Consider the following 22,726-nt stretch of genomic DNA (forward strand, 5'->3'; position numbering starts at 1 on the left):
CTGATGTGCTAATTCCACGTTGTTGTATACGGATCATAAGAACATTTCGAAGGTTTGGAATATAATGATGGAGGTTCTTTTGTAAAAGCCCGACAGTCTGTGCATACATTTCTAAATTCACATACTTTACAAATATCAATTTCATCTTTCGTAATATGCCAATATTTCTGAAATTCCGGTTTGCGTATAACTTCACGTAGTTCTGTGTAATTAATATCGCCATACCCTTCCTTCATGGATGGACAATTCCGGATAACTCCTTTTACATCGATAGAGACTTTCCGGTTCAGGCATGAATTAAAATTTCTCGACTCCGAAAACATTTTGAGGTTCGGTGTAAAGTACTTATAGCTCACTACGCCGCAACAATTTGAAGACTCTATATTTTGAGTAGTATAAAAAATATCATCTTCCGTTTGATCTTTTTCAGCGCCAAACACAACTACGCTTTGCAACCTCCTGAACTGCGTGCAAAGATTCTTTATATTCTCAACAGAAAACGAATAATGACTCCGGACCAATAAACTAACATACCTGAAAATACTATCTTCAAGTTTATTCAAAAGGCCTGTAAGCCTTTCAAGATCATAACCATTATAAATTCTAAACTCTATATTCTTACAGCCAAGATCCTGCAGCTCTTGCAGAACCTTATCTATAGTATACGTAGATGTGGAATCTATGTCAACAATAGCATTTGTTATAACTTCCGGACTTTCCCATGCAAGCTCTATATCCGGGAAATTTTCCGGGTTGTTACAAAAAAATCCCAGCTCATTATCTATTAAAAATGAAAAGTATTCATCAATTACCTGCGCATTAGATTCATCATAATATCCCTTTACTTCGTCCACAGATTTATTTGGATGTTGCGACAGTATATCGAACAATGCATTGGGAATTAAATAAATATCTCCCCGCTGAACATCACAGATAGTGCTTCTCTGAGCACCCTTGGTGGGTATACAATTCGCGTATAACTTAAACTTCACACGTTATTTTTTAACAATCCGCGAAATAGGTTTGTAATAAGAAATACAACTAAACTTCTCTGCATTGTAACGCGAGCAGGATGCATTTCTAACCTTCATTGAATTATCTTCTCTGAACTCCTTCTTCGTTATCAGCCTATAATTCAATGGCAGTCTCTTCAGTGTTTCATCGGGAAACAGATCTCTCAGATTTTCTTCCATGATCTACATTTTTATCAACCAGATACTCCGCTACTTTTTTCTCAAGATAATAATTACAGGGCTCTGATGTCATTCCGAATTGCCCTACAGGATTCACTTCCAAAAATATATACTCGCCATCTATACTTTTAACCATGTCTATTGACCCCGTATCCATTTCCAGCCGCTGCATCAGTAGAACAATTTTCTCTTCTACAGAAGCCGGTAATTTATACGGAACATTTCTATTCGGTTTTGAAAAATTGTAATTCCGAAAATCGTCCCGGGTCCTGTCGTCTCGCTGCGAGAAAATAGCCATACTATAGCAAACTCCATCAAGATAAAAGATACGAAGCTCATATTCCTTCTCTATCTTCGTTTGAAATAGCGTAGGAAAAAACCTATCACCTTCAATTTCCATCTCTTCATAAATAAACTCCCGTGTGTACATCATATACGAGTGCTTCTTTGAAAAATAGGCCGGCGATTCGCTAATGCACTTTGTGATAATTTTATCCTCGCTGTTAACGACAGACTTGAGGTCTTTTATATTGTTGACAATATAGGTAGCCGGTATGGAAAGCCCTACCTTTTTTGCTACTCTCAGTGCTTTGAATTTATTAAAATCATCATCCGGAAACGAAAGCCAGTGTATATCGCTAAATGTGTCAAACAACAACTGACTTAATTTTTTGCGTTCCAACTTATAATGAGACTTTACCTCGTAAGATATAGTGTCGTCAAAAGCCACCAACTCTTTATAAGGAATATTATCCTGCCACCGCCGGAACCAAACAACGTTAACATCATCGGCATTCAACAGGTAATCGCCAATACGAATCTTATCTGAACTTTCATCCAGCGAAATATATAGATCAAAATTCTCAAGATCACTCCCATTGATTCTTTTCCATGGCTGATCATAAAATTGAATCCAGTCGATAACTTGTTCTGTCGTGATCTCCGCTTTACTCTTACTAAAGATTAAAATCATTTCACTCAACAAAGAATTATTATAAAAAAGCTGACAAAAAAGCTTCCCGTAGAGAGAAGCTTTTAAGTCAGCCTTCATGATTCAGATCATCGCTTAATCAGCGTAACGATCTTTTTCTTCTTCGTCATTTTTAACGTCATCGTACGTCAGAACAACCGAAGGAGCTGTACCGCCTTTAATCTGGTTAAGTTCTTCTGATGTTAGCATCTCAAATTTCTCGTTCTTAATACTTTCGAATTTCATAAATCAAAAATTATTGTTTGGGTTCCTACTCTATTAAGGCTTTTCAGAATCCGCCTATACTGCAGTATTTTTTTCACGCAGAGCGTTATATATATACTCTTTTGTATCTCAACGGTTGCTATACTAACCCAAGGTTGTTTTTTACCCGGCAGTTAAAAATAAAAATTGTTGATCCAGTCATGCTGGACTGACAAAAAACTTGCTATTTTTTTTCCGCCTTTTATCCGACTTCCTTCGTTGGGAAAGCTGATCACCATACCGTAGCCCTGTTTATAATAGTATGATCGCTGTATAGAGCAATACTCAATTTCAGCACCTAGCTCTCTCAACTCTCTGATGTCCTGCAGTAATTGACTCCTGGAAATACCGAGCCTGGCGGCAAATTCCACAGCATTACCCGTAGCCTTTCTGCTAACGAGGTCATCAATGCGTTTTAGCCGCTGTATATATTTTAGCAAACTCATAATGAACGATATATTAATTGCCTAACTCCAATTGATTTTTCACGAGGTTGAAATATATTCCTCTTGTCTTCGTTAAGTCCTCGTGCGTTCCTCCCTCGACAATTCGTCCTTTTTCCAGGACAACGATCTGATCAGCATTTTTTACAGTACTTAAGCGATGTGCGATTACAACCACTGTTCTGCCTTTAAAGAATTCGTTCAAATTCTCCATAATGATTTTTTCATTATTGGCATCCAGCGCAGATGTAGCTTCATCCAGTACAATAAAATCAGGATTCTTATATACGGCACGCGCAATCAACAATCGTTGCTTTTGTCCTTGACTTAGCCCAATACCGTTACTGCCGATCTTCGTGTTGTATCCCAGAGGAAGCGACTCTATAAAATCCTGGATATTTGCGACCTTCACCGCATGTAATAACTTCGCGTGATCTATAGTCTCATCCGACAATCCTATATTTCGGGCTATCGTATCGGAAAAAATGTATCCATCCTGCATCACCACTCCGCACTGCCTTCGCCAGGCCGCAGCAGATATATATTGCAAATTGGAACCTCCGGAAGATATACTTCCCGACACAGGATTGTAAAACTTCAATAGCAGTTTCATCAATGTTGTTTTACCACTCCCGCTTGTGCCTACAATCGCGGTTACTTTTCCTTCGGGTATAATAAGATCGATACTCTCCAGTATTCGTGGAGAATGAGGACCATCGTACTGAAAAGAAACCTGATTTAGAATGATTGTTTTCGATTGAGGCAATAAATTGGTTTGCAGCATGGCGTCCTCAGAACCAACAGCATCCTCTTCATTTTCCATGGTATGGATCTCGCCGATGCGATCAAGACTAATACGAGCGTCTTGTAAATGCCGCATGAAATTGACGAATTCGTTAATAGGAGAATTAAGTTGCCCGATGATATACTGCACAGCCAGCATCATTCCAAGCGTCATATTTCCCTCAATCACAGCAAGCGCTGTCATGAACGTAATGAGAATATTTTTAAGCTCATTTATAAAAAGACTCCCCGCATCCTGGTACTGCAGTAATTTTACACTATCAACATTTAGCCGGAATATTTTAGCCTGTATTCGTTCCCATTCCCATCGCTTCTGCGTTTCACAGTTATTGAGTTTGATCTCCTGCATACCGTGTATCAACTGGATCAAACTATTTTGATTGTTCGATAATTGAGCAAAGCGTTTATAATCAATTGCCGCCCGTTTCTTTAAAAAAAGTAATACATATACTATATATATAGTGCTGAAGCCAAAAAAAGTAAAGAATACAGGAACATTGTAAAAAGCCAGTACTGTTCCGAAAATCAAGAGATTGAAAGCTGAAAACAGAATATTGAGGGACGAAGAACTCAGAAACTGCTCAACACGGGAGTGATCATCAATGCGTTGAAGTAGATCGCCTACCATCTTGCTATCAAAGAAAGATATAGGCAGCTTCATCATTTTCATCAGAAAATCTGAAATAAGCGAAATATTAATACGGGTACTGAGATGCATCAGTATCCATCGCCTTAGAAAATCCACTGCGGTGCGACTAAAGAATAGCATCAACTGCCCCGCCAGGATCAGGTAAATAAAATTTATATTCTGTGTATTGATACCGACATCCACTATCGATTGCGTAAGAAAAGGAAGGATAAGCTGAATAATGCTCCCCAGAATCAACCCTAACAATAACTGAACTATAAATTTCCGGTAGTTCCGAAGGTAAGTCAATAACTTCGAAAGGCCTTTTTTTTGAGGAGTGTCCTCTTCGGCATCTAGCTCGTAAAATGCGGGAGAAGGCTCGAGTAACAGAGCTACTCCAATGTGATTTCCATTTTCAACACTTAACGCCCACGACTTTCTAAATTCTTCCTGGGTATATTTCAGTAGGCCGTTGGCAGGATCTGCAACAAATACGTTTTTACCTTTGATCTTATACACAACGACAAAGTGATTTTGATTCCAGTGGACGATATTGGGTACAGGAGCTTCATTTATAAATTTCTCAAACGGTAGCTTTATACCCAACGTTCGGAATCCAATCTCTTCGGCAGCACTACTAATCCCCAATAGGGAAACACCCTCGCGGCCTAAAAAAGCTCTGGCTCGCAAGAATTGCAACGAGTAGTTTCTACCATAATGTTTGGCGATCATACGGAGGCAGGTGGGGCCACAATCCATCTGATCATACTGTCTAAAAAATCTAAATGTACCTAACACCCCTTAACATATCGTTTTAAAATTGCCAACAAACAAACTATAAATGACTCTCTTCGAGGGAGAGCAAGCTTAAGTAAAACGAATATAGTTGGAATTTAGTGTGATCAAGCAGATGAAGAGAATATATTTTATCCCGGGAAAAATATAAATAGTCGCCAATATATAGCGCGGCCAGTAGGGGTATAGTTGTATTAAATATACTATGCATTTTAAAGTTCATTTGTATGAAAGGAAAAACAAAGCCACAAAGGCCGTAAATTTAAATATGGCCTGTTTTGAAGGCACTGAAGAAGCGCGGAGCTCCCGATTTTTTTGTACTTTTGAAGTCTTAAAAAGATTACTGCTGATGATTTACAATTCCATTATAGAAACCATTGGAAACACCCCAATGGTGAGACTTAATAAAGTTACAAAGGGCATTGCCGGTACTGTTCTGGCAAAGGTTGAATACTTCAACCCTGGCAACTCGACCAAAGATCGCATGGCCATCAAAATGGTGGAAGATGCCGAGAAAGCTGGTATACTGAAACCAGGCGGCACCATCATTGAAGGTACATCCGGTAATACGGGTATGGGCCTTGCACTGGCAGCCGTTGCCAAAGGATACCGCTGCATTTTTACGATGGCCGACAAACAATCGCAGGAGAAAATAAATATTCTGAAAGCAGTGGGTGCAGAGGTAGTGGTGTGCCCGACAAACGTTGCGCCTGATGATCCACGCTCATACTATTCCGTAGCGCGCAAATTGAATAAAGAGATTCCGAACTCGATCTATCCGAATCAGTACGATAATCCATCCAACGCGGCTGCCCACTATGAAACAACCGGGCCTGAAATCTGGAAACAGACCGAAGGTAAAATTACGCACTACGTTGCAACGGTGGGTACCGGAGGTTCCATGTGCGGTACTGCTAAATATCTGAAAGAACAGAACCCGAAGTTGGTGACTGTAGGTATAGATACATACGGCTCTGTTTTCAAGAAGTATAAGGAGACCGGTATATTTGATGAGAACGAAATATACCCGTACCTCACCGAAGGCTTTGGTGAAGATATACTTCCGAAAAACGTAAACTTCGATGTGATCGATACTTTTATTAAAGTAACGGATAAAGATGGCGCAATCGCTGCCCGAAGACTTTCTCGCGAAGAAGGATTGTTTGTAGGATGGTCAAGCGGCTCTGCGCTACACGGTGCGCTTGAGTATGCGCGTGAGCATTTAAAGAAAGATGACGTGATGGTAATTTTGTTACCGGACCATGGTACGCGTTACCTCGCTAAAGTATATAACGATCAGTGGATGAAAGATCATGGTTTTACAGAAGCGCGCAGCTTTGGTTCAGCACGCGATATCATTTCAGCACGCAATGGGAAAGACAGCCTGATCACGGTAAATAAATCATCGAAGATCAGCGAGGCAATCATGGTAATGAACAAGCAGGGCATTGACCAGATACCAGTAACAGAAAATAATCATTTTGTAGGCAGTGTAAGTTCAGCGAGTCTTCTTGAAAAAATAATTCAGGATCCTCAGCTTCAATCCAAACAAGTAGGTGATGTAATGGACAAGCCAATGTTATTCGTTGCTCCAGACAGTACGCTGGATGTACTATCATCATTACTCAATAAAGATAATAAAGCCCTGCTGGTACGCGATGACCAGGAGCGGGTGCATATCATTACGCAGCACGATGTTTTGCAGGCGGTGACGAGTTAGTCGTTATCTTTTAATCCTTATCCGTTCGTTGCAAATCCTGAAGCTATATATAGCTTCAGGTCAGTGGACGGTGTAACGGGAAACGAATTCCTGTTTCTGCTATAAAAATCAAAAGTCATCTCCGATGGATTCGCTCCATCGTAAGATGACTTTCGTTTTTATTCTCAAGGAAGAATTACTCCTTCAAAACTTTAAAGGATCGTGATGTTTTCACACCGTTCACCCGAATGATATACAAACCTGGTCTCAGCGCAGCACCTAATGACAATTTACCCGGACCTCCGGCATGCGCAGTCGCTTCTACCGCCTTACCTGTTGCATCCAGTATTGTAATTTTCAATTGTTCATCTGTCCCCACTATATCAAGTGTTATGGTTCTGGCGAACGGATTAGGATATACATTAACAGCAAATTCCTCGGTGGTATTTACACTTTCCTCCGGAGCACCTTCTCTTCCGTTTCCAATCGAGACAATTGACCACTGCTGATTTACATGAGTACTTTGACTCCATTGCCCCAGATCAGCACCGTTATTAGTACGTCCCATTCCGTCAAGATATAGTCCGGTAGCCCTGTTCTTAAATTTAAAATAACTTCCTGCGGTTTCTCTTGTCCATTCTTGTGCGTTACTTCCGCTGTAAGCCCACTGCCCCACCACAGAACCATTAGTCGTTCTGGATATACCATCAAGGTATAATCCGGTTGCACGGTTTTTCAGCATCACATAACTTCCAACAGTTTCTATTGACCATTGCTGTGCTGTGCTTCCACTGTTACTCCACTGTCCTGCATTAGAACCGTTGTCAGATCTATACATACCATCGATGCGTAAGTTAGTAGCTCGGTTGACTAATGAAACGTATGTAACCGCGGGAGCCTTCACCAATAGAATTGCTGTTGTAGAAAGTGCTGGTACCGTGATGGCAAGTGAATTTGAATTAACTGATACGGTGCCTACCTTCAATGCATTTTGCGTGTGCGATACAAAGGTCTCTGTAGCTGGCAGCGATGCGAGTTGCAGGGTTGTGTAATTACCATTGGCAACATTAAAGTTGCTGAGGTTAACCGTTACACTGCGCGAAGCATTCATATCGCGGTTAACTACAATCACAGTCAGCGAATCGGAGTTTTCATTTATTGATGAATAAGCCGATACTGTATTTTCAAGGGAAGATGTACTGGATACACTATATTTCTTTGCATTCCTGCTAAAGAGGTGCAGTGTTTCCCACATACCTACAGACCAGTTCCAGGGTGAAAACAATTCGACTCCATTATTTGCAAACGTACCAAGGTGCGAAGCATAAATAACAGATTCAAGATTTGAGTTGGTGCTTGACATGGTACCCCATTCACTTACCCCCATTGTAACGCCATGGTTTGCTCCGAAATGTTCAGCCAACCAACCCTCTATACGCTTGAATATATATTGTTTTGTTATTGTGTCATCCCATCCGCCAGTAATTTTTTTAATACCGTTAGACCCCGGATAGTCATACGTTTCATCGTAATATATTCTATGTCCCTGCAGCGCTGCTGCATCATTGTTATTATAGAACGGATAGTTGTGAATATCTACTACATCTACCAGTTTGACACCGGTTGCCTTATACTCATCACCAAGTCGTTTGATAAAATACTCGATCCAGGAATAATACCTTCCGTTGACATATATACTTTCATTAGACCAATTATACCATTGCCATTCAGAAGTCGCAACAGGTCCGCAAAGCTTGATACCCGGATATAGTGCCTTTGCTTTCTTGGCCAGTTCTATATATCGGTCCATAAACGCGGAAGCGGATATTAATGTAGGCATAGCATAGTCATGTGTACCATTCCATATATCTACCTCGTTATCCATATTCCAGTATACAAACTTGTTTCTGTCAAGTCGTAAACCGTTTGATCCAAACCAGTGATTAAGAATTGCCACGGAAGAATCTGCCGGCCATGGTTGCGTAAACAAATTAATGTTCCCTTCTATTTTGGCTTTGGTTCCGCCATCCGGGTTGGGTGTTCCTCCGCCCGCTAAATTCTGTCCCACGCCTTCCCAATACGCAGCCTGGTTGTAGGCCCAGTCATCAAAGTTGTTATTTTTATTGGATGCAACTCTCCCTAGTAATTGAAAGGCAAACATGCCCTGCATGTTCGAAAAGTTGTTGTTAACTTTTTGTGCCGATGCATCCCAATCCGAAGTATAAACATTGTTATACCAGTCCGGGTGAACCGTAATTTTCTTTCGCCAGTTATACCCGGTTGCATTATTGCCTCCATTCATCCGTGCAAAACGCAGCCCCGCATCTTTATAGAACTGCGTGGTCTTGTCGAAGAAATCATTTTTTCCATATATAGATGGTGAAATCAAGCGCTTGTTCTGGGTAGCATTAACTGTTACTGTAACAGCTTGAGCAAGCGCGGCATTGGTTGCAAAGAATAGTAAAGCCCATATCAGGCACATTCTTGCTTCGTGAAGTATTGATTTTTTCATTCTCAAAGGTTTAAGTTGTGATTATCATTGATTTACTAATCTGCGTTCATCAGCCGATAACGATTCACAAAGCAGATCACAACGGTGCCTTTACATTTAGTCGGTAACTTTCGAGGAAGGCTTGGCTAACCAGAGAGATGTGTAATTCAGTTTTTCCGGAATGGTTTTTCAAAATCCGGAACTTCATCATCAGGGGCGCCACGGGGTAAAAACCCGATCGCGGCAATAACCGATAAAAAGAGTTTTTGCTGCATACGTTTTTTGGTTTAGTGTATTCCAAAAGTAGAGATTGCCGAAATCCTTTGCGGTACCGAAAAATCTCTGAGTAGGCTATCGAATGTATAAACCGCTAACGTTTTCGGTAAAAACTTACTAAATCGTTTGAATACGATCTGAAATCGCTTTCACTGGCATTCTTACAAAAGGATTCTTAAAGTATAGATATGACTGACAAAAGAGGAGCACCTCTTCGCGACAAAAGTGATTCATGCTATAAAAATTGGGGGATAGAATATAGCAGCAACCTTAACGTGATCTGACTGATAAAGAACCTGTTGCGATGAGAATAAAATGTTTGAACCCCGATCTATATATACTATAGCCGGAGCGTTAGCAGGATGGATTGACCACTCTTAACAAACAACATTCAGTATTGCCAGGAATATAAATCGGCCTGCCCTGCTTGAAAGTAACAGGATATATAAAGAACAAGCGCATGTATAAAACATGCGCTTGCTTGAATCAATTCACAAAATTTCCGAAGGATGTTAAGGCTTTCGACCTTTTGATTTATACAGAATCTATAGTATATTCTAGAATCGCTATCATTACCAAACTATACGAATAACGGCTAATGATTCACCGGTAACGGATAACCATTAACGTATCTCCGCTTACTCCTGCAATATCTCAATCTCCACGCGCACGTTTTCCTGCGCACGACTGCTAAGTTTATCGTATATAGGACGTTTTCCTGCCCAGGCTTTTGTTTCCATACGTGATGGATCTATACCTTCCTTCAACAGGAAATCACGAATAATTTCTGCCCGTTCTTCGGAAAGTTTTTTCGCAGTACCAAAGCCCTCTACGGAGCCTGTCAATGAAAAGAAATTATCACCATCTTTTGGCTTCGAAATAATTTTACCGCTGGCACCTCCGTTGGTATGACCGTGTATTCTGATGCGGTAATTTTTATTTTCATTTAACATCTTCAGCAGGCTCTCCACTTCATAGCGAGACTCGGGGCGCATGATCGATGCATCTTTATAGAAGTATACATGGTACATTACCGCGATGTCGCCTTTCTTCAAACGTATCAATTCAAATGGCACTACTACCGCACCGTTAGCATCGGTTTCAATTCCTTCACCGGAAGGTTCATTATAATAAATGTTGCGTTGTGATTTCCGGTATCCGAATACTTCGCACACCAGTAACACGCTGTCGGTTTTGCTCAGCGGGTCGGCAACTTTTACAGGGGCATTTCCTTTATAGGTTCCCATCTTGCGGGTACGGTCTACGTCAATAGCACTCACATCCCCCTGCACAACATCGCTATCTGTAGCACGGTATATTTTAAAGAAGAAACTTTTACCGGTTCCACCATCATCGATGGATTGTGAGGCCGGCTGTTCGGTTGGAGTAGTTTCAGGGGGTGTGGTTACAGTCGTTGCAACTGGCTCAGGATCTTTTGGTTGCACCGTTTCTATTTTTTCTTCCGTGGCCGGATTTACATCGACACTTCGTGTTGCCACAGCAGCAGGTGCTGTTTCTTTGGTGAAGGAGCCGCTATATACCCAGCTATCGGTAAATTCAGATTCGGAACGCAGGCGGTTTGCTTCCGCAATGGCTGCAGCGCGATCGGCCGTCTGCAATACATATACATAGTACAGGTTACGGTTAACGTTTTTCTCATACTTCGCATTGAGACTCAGGCTCTGGGCGTGATCGCTGAACCGCACGGCATTGCGATGAATCTTAAAAGCTCCGATAACTACATAGTTCTGGGGTTCGTCTAGATTTATTTGCTCCGGACGCGAGGCTACGGTAGGCTGTATCGCAAAGAATACAGAAAAAATGCCTACCAGTGCAAAAAGTTTTAATGTCTTCATAGACACACTGGGTCTTAAATATTATAGGTTTATCAATATAAATACGAATTTAGCAAAGATTTAAGAAAAAGCAAGTAAGCCATTATTTATCAGAAGCTTACATCTTCGATAAAACTTCAAAAGATTGTTCGAGCATTTCTCCGTTCTCATCAATAACGGTAAGTATATGTTTACCTTGTTCAGGATTTACCGCAAGGTGATGTGTCTTGCGCGTGCTGCCGATATAGTTTCCATCGAGGTGCCAAAAAACAGTAGCCATAGCGTTGCGATGTGCTAATTCAAAAACAGCACTCCCCATTTTACCATTCAGATCGCGCGGTATAAAGATGCGCGCGTTAGGCTTCGGATATATAAGATCCATCGCCGTGAGGTTGAACGATGACTGACAATCCTTTCGAAAGGGCGGCAACGTGCGATACGATACATTGCGTGGCTTATAATAATATTCCTGCACGGGTGGCAATACGAACCAGTTAACCGTTTTCATTTCATTAACGGAAGCGCAAGCGCTGTGTAATCTGAATTTCTGATCCGCTGTCAGGTGAACTTTCTTATGCAACGGACAGGCTACACTCTGCAAGCCGTGTCGGCCTACCATGATGGTATCCACTTCATCACACAACGAACTGTTACGATAGCCACTGCGGGCACATACAGTAATCTTTTCCATCTCCATCTTCGGCAACTGGAACCAACGCTCCCCGGGCAACTGGGAGTATATATCAAACAATATAGGTGCAGCTGCATCGGTACCGGTTAGTCCCGGGCGACCTTCGCCATCGGCATTACCCACCCATATACCCACTACATAATCGGGGGTTACGCCTACTGCCCAGCCATCGCGAAAGCCAAAGCTGGTACCCGTCTTCCAGGCTATTGGTTTGGAGCTGTTGAAGTAGCGCCAGCCAGATTCTTCTCCCGGGCGGTATACTTCTTTCAAAGCATCAAAGGTCTGGTAGATCGAAGATGCATTGACGAATGAAGTTTCTTCCAGTTCAGGGACGGTAACGTTCTGATTGTTGTCTGCGGTATATTTCAGTGCATGGAAGTCTGCGCGGTCATAACGGTTCTTGCCCGGATGTTCAAAGTAATTATTCAACGTGCGCGCCATCGAAGCATACATGCCTGCTATATCCCACAGCGTTCCTTCGCCACCTCCCAATATCAGCGACAAACCATAATGATCAGGAGGATGATTCAGGGTCGTCATGCCCAATGATTTCAGCAGCGAATGAAATTTCTCGTAGCGATACTCACGCAGCATATATACTGCCGGTACATTCAAGGACCGTATCAATGCTTTATCCGCAGGAACCGCGCCATCATAATCCTTCGAAAAATTCTTCGGAGCAAAACCATTAATATATACCGGCACATCCGGCAGTAATGTTTTCGGGAGAATTTTTCCTTCTTCCAGCATAGCAGCATACAGAAAAGGTTTCAGTATACTTCCGGTACTGCGTGGCGAGACATTTACATCCACATCATCTCCCCTGTAATTTTTTCCATTGTCAACATTCCCGACATAGGCCACTACGTTTCCGGTCTTTACATCAGCAACGATAGCAGCGGCATGATGAATTTTATTTCCAACCAGTCGCTGGTGATGGTCGTGCATGATCTGCTCGACACGTTGTTGCAAGCTGTATTGTAATGTTGATTGTATTTTCTGCTCAGCAAAACCATCTGCCTGCATGCGCACGAGTAAATGTCGTGCTGCGCGTGGCAAGGGTTGAGGTTCCTCCGGTATAGGTTCTTCTTTGGCAAGCGCGCAGGTAAATGTATCGATCTTGCCGATGTCTCGCAGCTTGTCCAGTAATTTATCTCGCTTGATCCGGAGTTGCTCCCGATTCTTACCGGGGTGCATGAGTGAAGGTGCATTTGGTAATACAGCGAGTAAACTTGCTTCGCCCCACGAGAGTTCGCGTGCATCGCGACCAAAGTAACGCCAGCATGCCGCTTCTATACCAACAACATTCCCTCCAAACGGAGCGTGCGATGCATATAGCGCGAGTATATCTTCTTTGCTATAGCGTAATTCCAATCGTGTGGCCAGTATAATCTCAAGGACTTTCTCAACAACTGTGCGCGACTTCCCTTTTCGCGAAAGACGAATTACCTGCATGCTTAGGGTACTGCCTCCACTTACAATACTTCGTGCCGCTATATTCTGGCGAAAGGCTCTCCCTAATGACAATACATCTACTCCCGGGTGGCTGCGAAAGCGTTTGTCTTCATAGGTAATAATAGCTTCAGTAAATTTATCGGGAACTGAATCAGTTTCCGGAAAACGCCATTGTCCATCGCGTGCAATAGCGGCACTTAGTAATTCACCGTTGGAAGCTTCCAGTACAGTTGAATATGGATCGGTAAAAAGTTTAGAAGGCAGCGAAAAGTAATATACTATCAACCCGACAACGAGTAATGCCAATCCAGCTTTTATCTTGTTCTTCCGCGACATGCTAGTCGCAAAAGTAGTGAATTCATTCCCGCAGAATACGCAGGTTGATGCAGATATATTTTACTCTTCGTAAATCTGTCCCGATAGTTATCGAGACAGGGCCACAGAATTTTAATGCCCGCAAAAATCCATGTCCGTATCTCCGATAGGCATGCCGGGAGGAGATTCAAGCGGATAGTCGGCTTTGAACTCTTCCGGTTTCTCCTGGAGTTTTTCAATAAGCGATGCTATATATACATAGAATGCTTTCCACTCTTCGTTAGTCGTTACGGGACTTCTCTGTTTGAGCCAGCCCTTGAGTTGCTCCAGCTTTAACAACGTAATCGCGCGTGTTTGCAGCGATGCGTTGTTGGACGCTGCAAGTTTTGCCAAGTTGGAAAATAGAGCGCCATCAATGCTCATTTGTATTGCGCCTTCCTGTCCTGATTTAGGAGCAGCCTTGAATGAATGTGCGATCAGTTTATCCAGTACACTTTCAAGACTCGGTTGATTGATATTTCTTGCATGATGCTCTACCAAACGGTTGGCACGCGCTGGGTGCAAGATCAGGCTATACGTCATATCGGCAGATGTTTCTGCTAATGAAAGTGGATCGAAGGTTAACCCGGTTTTCAGTTTGATCAATTCACGATGACGCTGATAGCCTATAGGACGTGGGGGTATATTTACCAGTAAACTTTCCGGAAGTATCAAGGCACCGGGTTCAACAGTTTTCAGCAACGCTGCGAGTGCTTTTGCCTGTTGCTCGGGCGTAAGCAACTCCGCAACGGGTTGTCCATCGCCACGCAGTGCGTAACGGTAATTTATACCGCCCAATACTTTTACAGCCGACTCTACCTGGTAGCGATGAAAGAAATATATAGGCACGAGCACTTCTTCGAGTGTTGCCATGGGTGTGTGCGGCTTGATATTTCGTTCGCCAAAATTTTTCAGTGCTATAGATCGCACTTCCATAACACGATTCAATTCATTGGTAGCATCAGCACCATTGTCCCACAAGTGTGCGTAGGGATGTGCACCACCGGTTGGTCGTGCATCCTGATCCGACAAAAATGTAAGACCTGCTTTAAGCGAATTCTGTATAATGGCATCAAGCGCTTTATCTTCATCAACACCTTCCGGGAAATCCTGGTAACCATACGTAATGGATACTTTATCGAACGCCCCGATCTTATCATCGTATGCATTGGACAGATCAACTTTTCCATTCACAACTTTTGCTATAGGGTGAGGATAGTCCATTACCGATGCGAGGTTCTCCGTGCTTGATGTATAGGCATGCGCGAGTCCGAGCGTATGTCCTATTTCATGTGCTGCCAGTTGACGAAGGCGGGCGAGCGCCATTTCTTCCATTGCTTTACTCACAGGCTTTCCTTCTTCATACGGAGCGAGTAATCCTTCTGCAATTAAAAAATCCTGACGCACGCGAAGTGACCCAAGGGTAACGTGTCCTTTTATAATTTCACCGGTGCGTGGGTCTGTAACCGATGCCCCATACGACCAGCCGCGTGTTGCGCGATGTACCCAGTTGATAACATTATAACGCACGTCCATCGGGTCGGCATCTTCGGGGAGCAATTCCACTACAAATGCATTTTTATACCCGGCCGCTTCAAATGCCTGGTTCCACCATTTGGCACCATCCATTAATGCAGAACGTATAGGCTCCGGTGCACCGGGATCCATATAGTATATAATAGGTTTAACGGGCTCGCTTACGGCAACAGAAGGATCTTTCTTCTCCAGTCTGTGCCGGTTGATGAATCGCTTCTCGATGGGTTCGCTGATCGGTGTAGCGTAATCGTAATATGAAGTATTAAAGTAGCCTGCACGCGGATCGAACTTGCGTGGCTTATAATTACTATCCGGTAACTGAACAAATGAGAAATGCTCGCGTATCGTAACACTGGTAGGTGTAGGTGTAACACTGCGTATATAGCTCCCTGAAGGTTGACCGGTAAAGGTAAGCGTCACTTCAAATTCGGAGTTAAGTGGAAAGTTACGAATGCGCTCCGGGTAAAAAGCACTGCGCGATTTATCGAGACCATAACCACCTTGCTGCGTGGCACGGAGTGTACCGGCTACATCGTGTACATCCTGTATAAAAAAGTCAGTAGCATCAACGAGTACTTTTCCATTGTCTTCGGCAGCTACGGTAAATCCCCAGAGTACCGATTCAGCAAATGATTCCTTTACAGCTCTGCGTTCGGCTTGGCTGTTGCTGATAGCGCGATAAAAATTATTAGGTTCAACCAGTAATACTTTTGATCCGCGCTTTTCAAAATATACTATGCGTTCGCGCCCCAACTGATTTCGATCAAGTCCTATATCGTTGGAGCCGACACCGGCTGTGAGCGATTCTATATATAGCAGCTCGGTGTTAAACTTATCAATGAGCAGCCATACTCTATCCTGCCTTTCATCGTAATAGAATTCAATATAGCCGGGATACTTTTTTAAGTCGCCTGTTTTTTCATCGATAGATGAAGCGAGCTTCTGCGGAGCAGGCTCATCGGACTTCTTTTTCTTTTGGGCTGGCAATATAATAGGGAGGGTCAACAGAAGGGCCAATAGTACTTTTTTCATCGGTTCAGGTTTGATGTTGAAAGTACAAAGGATGAACTATATATTCATGTTTATTTTTAGTGAGTGGTCATAATCCAGTCACAGAAGGCCATTAACTTTCCAAATTATACCTTTGGAAACAGGATCGGTATTGAAATTAACCAGGAGGCCGAGTTTGATATCGGCCAGCTTCATATAGGTTAATATTTGTTTGTGATGCACGCTGTTAAATTCTTCAATCGATTTAATTTCAACTATCACCAGGTTATTCACGAGTATATCAAGATGAAAGCTGTATCCAGCTTTACATCTTTATAATGTACCGGCATGGCTACTTGTGTTTTCACGTTTAATCCGCCTTGCGTTAATTCATAAGCGAGGGCGGCTTCATATACCGACTCGAATAAGCCGGAACCGAGTGCCCGGTGTACTTTAAAGATTGTTCCACGGATCTGGCAAGATATATCATTCTCTGTCATACAACGGTTTTTACTTTATGACAAAGCAATAGCAAAATGGAGATTTTATCTATACACAATTACAGCCTATAGATCGATTTGAAATACAACAGAGTATAAAATATAAGGCCCGCCAAGAACGGAGATTCACGGGAACAAACTATAGAATACCGACAATCCTATAAATATGTCTTCGTAAATCCGCGTCCTCTGCGGGCTTGATTTTTTTACTGCGCTGTGGCTTTTATGACTTCTACTACCTGGCCTTTTTTGCGGGCATAGATGCTCTTGTCGTACATGGCTTCGCAGCTTATGGCTGGCAGGTAGTATGTACCGGCATAGCTTGCTGTGAGCATGACGCGGAATGTTCTGCGCTCGTTGGTATATAGGGTGAAGTATGTATATACCCGGTCATCACGGATATCCTGGTAATCGAATGGCGATGATTTCACAAACTCTTCATCCCCCTGCAAGCGAAGGTTATTTATTTCCCATCCTGACGGAAACACCTGACTCAACGCAAGGTTCTCGTATGACGCACGTGTACCGGTGTGTGTTACAGAAACTTCTGCCAGGAACTCGGCTCCTTGTTCAAGTCGCGTAGGATCAATTTCATTTCCATCGGCATCGGTATAGTGAACATTTATAGAGAGATTGCTTTGTGCGTCTTCTTCCTGTCCACGGGCCGGTGTGCCTTCCTGTATCAGACGTGTGAACAGCATACCACCGCTTTCATTCACGATCTGTATACTTTCTTTCTTCAGTCCTTTGATCGGTATCTGTACCTGTGCTATCGGCAACTCTGTACTGGCATTTACAGTCTTGCCATTCAAAGTATAGGAGAACTTCAATTCACCACGTTTATCCAAACCTGCAAATGAACCTACGGCTTTCAAACAGAATGCAGTTTCCTGCGTGCTCATCCAGTAACCATAATCGCTCAGGTATTTGGATATATCTTTCAGCAACTCAAATGCTTTTGTTTTATCATTCAGCAATACGAGTGTCTCCAGTATCAACGCTTTGTCACGGACGTCTGATCCATAGCTATAGCTCAACTCTCTATACGGTTTAATTTTTGTAGAGAGATTTGTAATCAACTTCTTCGCAGCTTCCGGCTGACCGGCTTTTGCGTACGATGCAGCCAACATCCAAACGGCTGTCGAGGTAAGATTGGATTGCTCGCGCAGGCGGTTCATCGCTCCCATTTCCGGTGCACCGGCAAGTGCCAATGTATATAAACGATACGCCTGCATCAGGTCGCTGTTATAGTATGTATCGTTGCGTCTCCATTCCAATGCTTTATTCTTTTGATACTTCTTCCAGCGTTTGAGCATATCGGCAGGTACATAGTAACCTTTTGCCTCTGCTTCAATGAGGAAGTGACCGGCATACGTTGTTCCCCATGGATCGGAGACTTCAGCCCCCGGCCAATAACCAAAGCCACCATCACGTTGTATAAACGACTTGAGTCGTTCTATACCGGCAGTAACATTACGCTGAACATTTTTCTGCTCAATCTCGGTAAGCACTTTTACCTGGCTCAGGTATAGCTGCGGCAATACAGATGATGTAGTCTGCTCGATACATCCGTGCGGATATTGAATCAGGTAACGCAAGCGCGAACCGAGGTTGATCGGAGGCATATTCGATATCTCCAGCACAGCTGTATTCGTTCCGGCTATACCATACGGTACAGCTTCGGCTGTCCACGACTTCCCTGCGTCCAGTAGCGACTCCGTTATTTTTGTTACCGGTAAATTCGGATTGCGCACTTCGATCTCGATTACATCGGTAGCGCTGAATTTACCCGAGCTGGCAGTCACTTCAACCTTCGCTATACCTGCTTCTGATTTTACTGCTATATCAAAATCAACGGTAAGGTCACCACTCGCTGGCATCGCTACCGATTTGCTTGTACCACCCGCTACTGTTATAGGTCCTGTCGCTTTTACATCAATCTTTACGTTGCGTATACCTTTCTCCTGCGTAAACAATGTTATTGGCAATTTCAATGTCTCTTCAGGTCCTAACACGCGTGGTAATGTAGCGAGTACCATCAGCGGTTTACGTACTGGTGTTGCCTTTTCGGCTTTACCATAAGCACCTTCGTAACCAGCTACCACCATCGTTCTTACGGAGCCTATATATTGTGGCATGGTAAACTTGTGTTCGTCTGAACTTCCATCGAGTGTAAACGGACCAAAGAATTTCACAACAGGTTTGAACCGATTTGCACGCGCATCATCTTCTTTGGCCGCACCTTCGGCATCACCACCTACAGCAAGCAGTCGTTCAATGCGTGCACCGAAAGCTCCCATCACATCATCGAATACATCCCACGTATGTACGCCCAATGCTTCGCGTGCATAGAAACGGCTCCATGCATCCGGTGTCTTAAAGCGTGTAATGTCCAGTAAGCCTTCGTCCACAACGGCAATGGTATATGTCATCTTACGCTTGTTCTTCTCAGAGACTTTGATCGTTACTTCCTGACCAGGCTCCAGTACCTCCGGCATGGTAATAACCGGTTCCAGATGTGTGTTTGGATCTTCTACGCGAATGGAAGCCACACCATACAAGCGTATCGGCAAATCATTTATAGTTTGTGAATGCGGCTGCAGCAACGCAACATGCACATATACATTGGGCGCCATCTGGCTTGTTACATCAAAGCTGAATTTAGTTTCGCCCTGTTGTGTCTCAACCCAGTATGTCTGCAATACTTTACTTCCATTCTCAATACTTACCAGGGCACGACCACCCTGCGCTCCACCGGGAATGGTCAGATTTACTTTCTCACCAATGTTATAAGAAGATTTATCTGTAGCGAACGACAGCATGGTAGCACCTCCGCGCGAATCATCTCCGCGACTGCGGCTATACCAGCCCGGTTCATCTATATATATAATTTGTCCGGTGCAATGCCCTGATACCGGATCGCATGCACGAACAAAGTAACGGCCATATTCCTGCTGACCCATTTTCATTTCAAAGGTCCACGAGCCTTTACCGTTAACGGTATTTACTTTACCGCTCTTGATGAGTTTAGAATATGAACCCTCTACATAATTAGCGAGGCTTTCTTCGGAGTTGTCCCACCACCAGCGCCAGTCAAGTTTATACACGTTGATCTCAACATTGTTGCGCGACACCGGGTTACCCAAGGGATCAAGCGTTACGAAATCAATCTTATGCGGTGTATCAAAATATAGTATACCGCTATATTTCTCTCCTTCCGGAGTTTTCATACCAACATAGCTTTCGTACGGAGAATATGGTATACTGAAACGATCGATACTGAAGTTACCACTCTCTTCAAACACTTTTCCACGGAATACTGCATTCAGGAATCCGGGGGCTGCGTAGCTGGACTCCAGGCTTATGTTTACCGTTGCTTTACCTTCGTCATCCGTCAGTCCTTCAAATACAGGAGTTGCTTCGCTATAGAATGTTCTGGCCGGATCTTCAAATATATACTCCGGGTATTTTGCAAACTCGGTCGGAACTTTCTGCAGCAGCATATCAAATTCTGCTTTCAGGTTTCTTCCCGGTGCACCGTGCAGCCACTTTACATCCAGCTTACCTGTTACATTGGTTGATGTGAAACGCTCTGTACCAAAATCAAGATTTATTTTTAACCGGTTCGGTTTTACGGTTTCAATCTTCAGTGTCTGTGAGAACTCCGTACCACCGACTTTTACGCGCCCTGTCCAATTACCGGTAGGAGCATCTGCACTGGTAGCAGTAGCAAACTTGTAGAAACCATTTTCAGAAGATGAGCGCACCAACCGATTTACGACCTGACCTTGCGGATTAGACATTTCAAATACAACGGGATGTGATGGAGGCAACAGTTTATTTTTATCTTCCAGGATAAAGGTTAAGTATAACGAATCGCCCGGGCGCCACACACCGCGGTCGCCATATAAAAATCCTTTTATACCACGTTGCACCACCTCACCAGATACATCAAAGTTACTTACTGAAAGTGCATCGCCATTCGTTACTTTCAGGTAGCCGCGTTGCAAGCCGCTCTTCGCTACAATTGCAAAAGGCTGTTCTTTGGAAGTGATGCCAGCTTTACCTTCTGAGTCTGTCGTAACAGAGCCGATAAGCTGCTGCTGGAAATCATATACTTCCAGTTGCACACCGGATAGGGGTTGCGTTGTCTTCAGGTCGTTTACGAATATTAACAGGTTGCCATCATCACCGCCCTTCGCAGTCAACCCCAAGTCAGAAGCGAGGACGTTGCGTTGAATGGCGCGATTGTTCGTATAATATGATGAGTGACATGGATTATCGCGTTGCTCCCAATCGTAATCATCCGCGTAATAGTATTCATCGTACGAATCGTAATAACCACCTTCGTATTCATAGCCGTACTCTTCATCATACTCATCAAACTGTCCGGAGCTTTCTTCGCCACTCTCTTCTTCACCATCGCAGTTATAGGTTGAGTATGATTTTTTGAAACTCATCTTTACCTGGTATATAGCACCGGGTTCTGCACTTATGAGTTTGGAAAGATCGAGTGTAAAACGGTTCCATTTACCAAGATCGGTTACACCGGTATTGTCCAGTTGAATCGTTTTGGTCAACAACCTCTTTCCTACTCTGCGCAACTCACGGTTTCCATCCAGATTATTTACCTGGAAGAATTGCAGAATGTTGTTCTCAAATATTTTTACGATGGTAACATCTACAGCATTCAGACTAACCGCTTCGAACGGTAACACGAGGCCATCGGTGCTTGGCAGGATAGAACCTTTGCCGGTAAAGCGCACCGCTGGTGCCACTTGCTCAAATACAACCTCAGCGGTAGTAGCTGCTTTCATTTTATAGTCGAGTATATTTCGAATACCGGCTTCAATACGAACCGTCTTCGAACCTGACTGACGTACCGGTGGATATACCCATATTTCATTATCATGAATTTCAAATTCAAGACTGGCGAGATCGGCAATGGTGATGAGGCCTTCGAGTGTTTGTTTTTCTTTTAACGGATCGGAGAATTGAAGCACTACATATTGATTTGGATTCTGCACCACTTTAGCAGTCATCAATTTAAAATCACTCAGGGAAGGAATCTCAACTTCTTCATCTTCCGTTCTATCTATACCGATGGGATTACCATTCACGCTAAGCTTTACTTTACTCGCCTGATCTTTACGCGCTACATCTTCTACCACAAAGGAATGTTGCTTGCCATCCGGATTGTGTGTCCAGGTAACATTCAGATTTTTACCTTCCTGCTCGGGCGATACCATTTTTTCTACCGAAGCATTCTCGGCATAGTCGGCCGTGAAGAGTGTACCTTCAATCTTCTGTCTCTTCAATTCTGTTTTTATATACGGCTTGATGTTATCAACCGATACTTCAAAATTTTGAGGTATAACCTGAAATGTATATTCAAATGTGCTGAGATCGGAAGGTACTTCCATCAATTTGGACAGCGCAAAGCTAACTTCATATACCTGCCCCGATGTAAGACGCGCTTCCGGAGTAAACTCCACAGTACGTCTGTCGAGCCATACGGTTTTTCCACTGATAGAAGGGCTGAACGAAAATAGTTTTACGGAGCTTTCCTGACCGATCATGGCAGAGTCTACAGCCTCTTTCGCCAATATGATTCGCACCGTTGTACCGGAAGGCAACACCCCTGCCGTATAGGATGATATATATTCACCGAAGGCGGGGTTGATGAAGCTGGGGCTTGGCTTGGTTCCCTTACTGGCTCTAAAATAGAATATACCGGCAATAGCAATGATAACGGCCACCGTGCCGATGGCGATTTTTTTCCAGGGTAAACTGTTCATGTGT

At 43.3% G+C, this 22,726-nt stretch carries 11 protein-coding genes and 1 pseudogene; 1 reads left to right on the forward strand and 11 read right to left on the reverse strand.

What is annotated here, in order from left to right; all coding sequences use genetic code 11:
• Positions 1–8: 8 nt before the first annotated feature.
• The 5 genes from gwsS to ACFQ21_RS11135 all read right to left on the reverse strand — a co-directional run bounded on the left by gwsS (position 9) and on the right by ACFQ21_RS11135 (position 5,100).
• The gene (gwsS, locus tag ACFQ21_RS11115) at positions 9–992 is read right to left on the reverse strand and encodes a grasp-with-spasm system SPASM domain peptide maturase (protein ID WP_377578937.1); all 984 of its coding nucleotides are present in this window, start codon (positions 990–992) and stop codon (positions 9–11) included.
• A gap of 166 nt (positions 993–1,158) precedes the next feature.
• The gene (gene gwsG / locus ACFQ21_RS11120) at positions 1,159–2,166 is read right to left on the reverse strand and encodes a grasp-with-spasm system ATP-grasp peptide maturase (RefSeq protein WP_377578939.1); all 1,008 of its coding nucleotides are present in this window, start codon (positions 2,164–2,166) and stop codon (positions 1,159–1,161) included.
• 93 nt (positions 2,167–2,259) lie between these two features.
• Positions 2,260–2,409, reverse strand: coding sequence for a hypothetical protein (locus tag ACFQ21_RS11125; RefSeq protein ID WP_377578941.1), 150 nt, complete (start codon positions 2,407–2,409; stop codon positions 2,260–2,262).
• Between the two features lie 152 nt (positions 2,410–2,561).
• Positions 2,562–2,873, reverse strand: coding sequence for a hypothetical protein (locus tag ACFQ21_RS11130; RefSeq protein WP_377578943.1), 312 nt, complete (start codon positions 2,871–2,873; stop codon positions 2,562–2,564).
• A gap of 13 nt (positions 2,874–2,886) precedes the next feature.
• Complete coding sequence (locus tag ACFQ21_RS11135) at positions 2,887–5,100, reverse strand: peptidase domain-containing ABC transporter (RefSeq protein WP_377578945.1); 2,214 nt, start codon at positions 5,098–5,100, stop codon at positions 2,887–2,889.
• Between the two features lie 346 nt (positions 5,101–5,446).
• Between ACFQ21_RS11135 and ACFQ21_RS11140 the strand changes: the two genes are divergently transcribed.
• Positions 5,447–6,817 (forward strand): pyridoxal-phosphate dependent enzyme, encoded by a 1,371-nt coding sequence (locus ACFQ21_RS11140; RefSeq protein ID WP_377578947.1) that lies wholly within the window; start codon positions 5,447–5,449, stop codon positions 6,815–6,817.
• A gap of 175 nt (positions 6,818–6,992) precedes the next feature.
• Here ACFQ21_RS11140 and ACFQ21_RS11145 read toward each other — a convergent pair whose 3' ends face one another.
• From ACFQ21_RS11145 to ACFQ21_RS11170, 6 genes and pseudogenes are all read right to left on the reverse strand, one after another.
• Positions 6,993–9,308, reverse strand: a complete 2,316-nt coding sequence (locus tag ACFQ21_RS11145) for an RICIN domain-containing protein (RefSeq protein WP_377578949.1) — start codon at positions 9,306–9,308, stop codon at positions 6,993–6,995.
• 893 nt (positions 9,309–10,201) lie between these two features.
• Entirely contained in the window at positions 10,202–11,419 is a 1,218-nt protein-coding gene (locus ACFQ21_RS11150; RefSeq protein ID WP_377578951.1) for an OmpA family protein, read from the reverse strand.
• Between the two features lie 97 nt (positions 11,420–11,516).
• Entirely contained in the window at positions 11,517–13,880 is a 2,364-nt protein-coding gene (pbpC, locus tag ACFQ21_RS11155; RefSeq protein ID WP_377578953.1) for a penicillin-binding protein 1C, read from the reverse strand.
• Positions 13,881–13,991: 111 nt separating this feature from the next.
• Positions 13,992–16,466, reverse strand: a complete 2,475-nt coding sequence (locus ACFQ21_RS11160) for a zinc-dependent metalloprotease (protein ID WP_377578955.1) — start codon at positions 16,464–16,466, stop codon at positions 13,992–13,994.
• Between the two features lie 78 nt (positions 16,467–16,544).
• Positions 16,545–16,924: pseudogene (locus ACFQ21_RS11165) on the reverse strand (GxxExxY protein).
• Positions 16,925–17,130: 206 nt separating this feature from the next.
• The gene (locus tag ACFQ21_RS11170) at positions 17,131–22,722 is read right to left on the reverse strand and encodes an alpha-2-macroglobulin family protein (RefSeq protein WP_377578957.1); all 5,592 of its coding nucleotides are present in this window, start codon (positions 22,720–22,722) and stop codon (positions 17,131–17,133) included.
• Positions 22,723–22,726: the final 4 nt, after the last annotated feature.

Source organism: Ohtaekwangia kribbensis (genome assembly GCF_042676245.1).
Lineage (GTDB): Bacteria > Bacteroidota > Bacteroidia > Cytophagales > Cyclobacteriaceae > Ohtaekwangia > Ohtaekwangia kribbensis.

Bases quoted from the DNA above. Each gene is read 5' to 3' on its own strand.
- ACFQ21_RS11150 (WP_377578951.1), bottom strand. From the start codon at position 11,419: ATGAAGACATTAAAACTTTTTGCACTGGTAGGCATTTTTTCTGTATTC.
- ACFQ21_RS11125 (WP_377578941.1), bottom strand. From the start codon at position 2,409: ATGAAATTCGAAAGTATTAAGAACGAGAAATTTGAGATGCTAACATCA.
- ACFQ21_RS11130 (WP_377578943.1), bottom strand. From the start codon at position 2,873: ATGAGTTTGCTAAAATATATACAGCGGCTAAAACGCATTGATGACCTC.
- gwsG (WP_377578939.1), bottom strand. From the start codon at position 2,166: ATGATTTTAATCTTTAGTAAGAGTAAAGCGGAGATCACGACAGAACAA.
- ACFQ21_RS11170 (WP_377578957.1), bottom strand. From the start codon at position 22,722: ATGAACAGTTTACCCTGGAAAAAAATCGCCATCGGCACGGTGGCCGTT.
- ACFQ21_RS11145 (WP_377578949.1), bottom strand. From the start codon at position 9,308: ATGAAAAAATCAATACTTCACGAAGCAAGAATGTGCCTGATATGGGCT.
- ACFQ21_RS11160 (WP_377578955.1), bottom strand. From the start codon at position 16,466: ATGAAAAAAGTACTATTGGCCCTTCTGTTGACCCTCCCTATTATATTG.
- ACFQ21_RS11140 (WP_377578947.1), top strand. From the start codon at position 5,447: ATGATTTACAATTCCATTATAGAAACCATTGGAAACACCCCAATGGTG.
- pbpC (WP_377578953.1), bottom strand. From the start codon at position 13,880: ATGTCGCGGAAGAACAAGATAAAAGCTGGATTGGCATTACTCGTTGTC.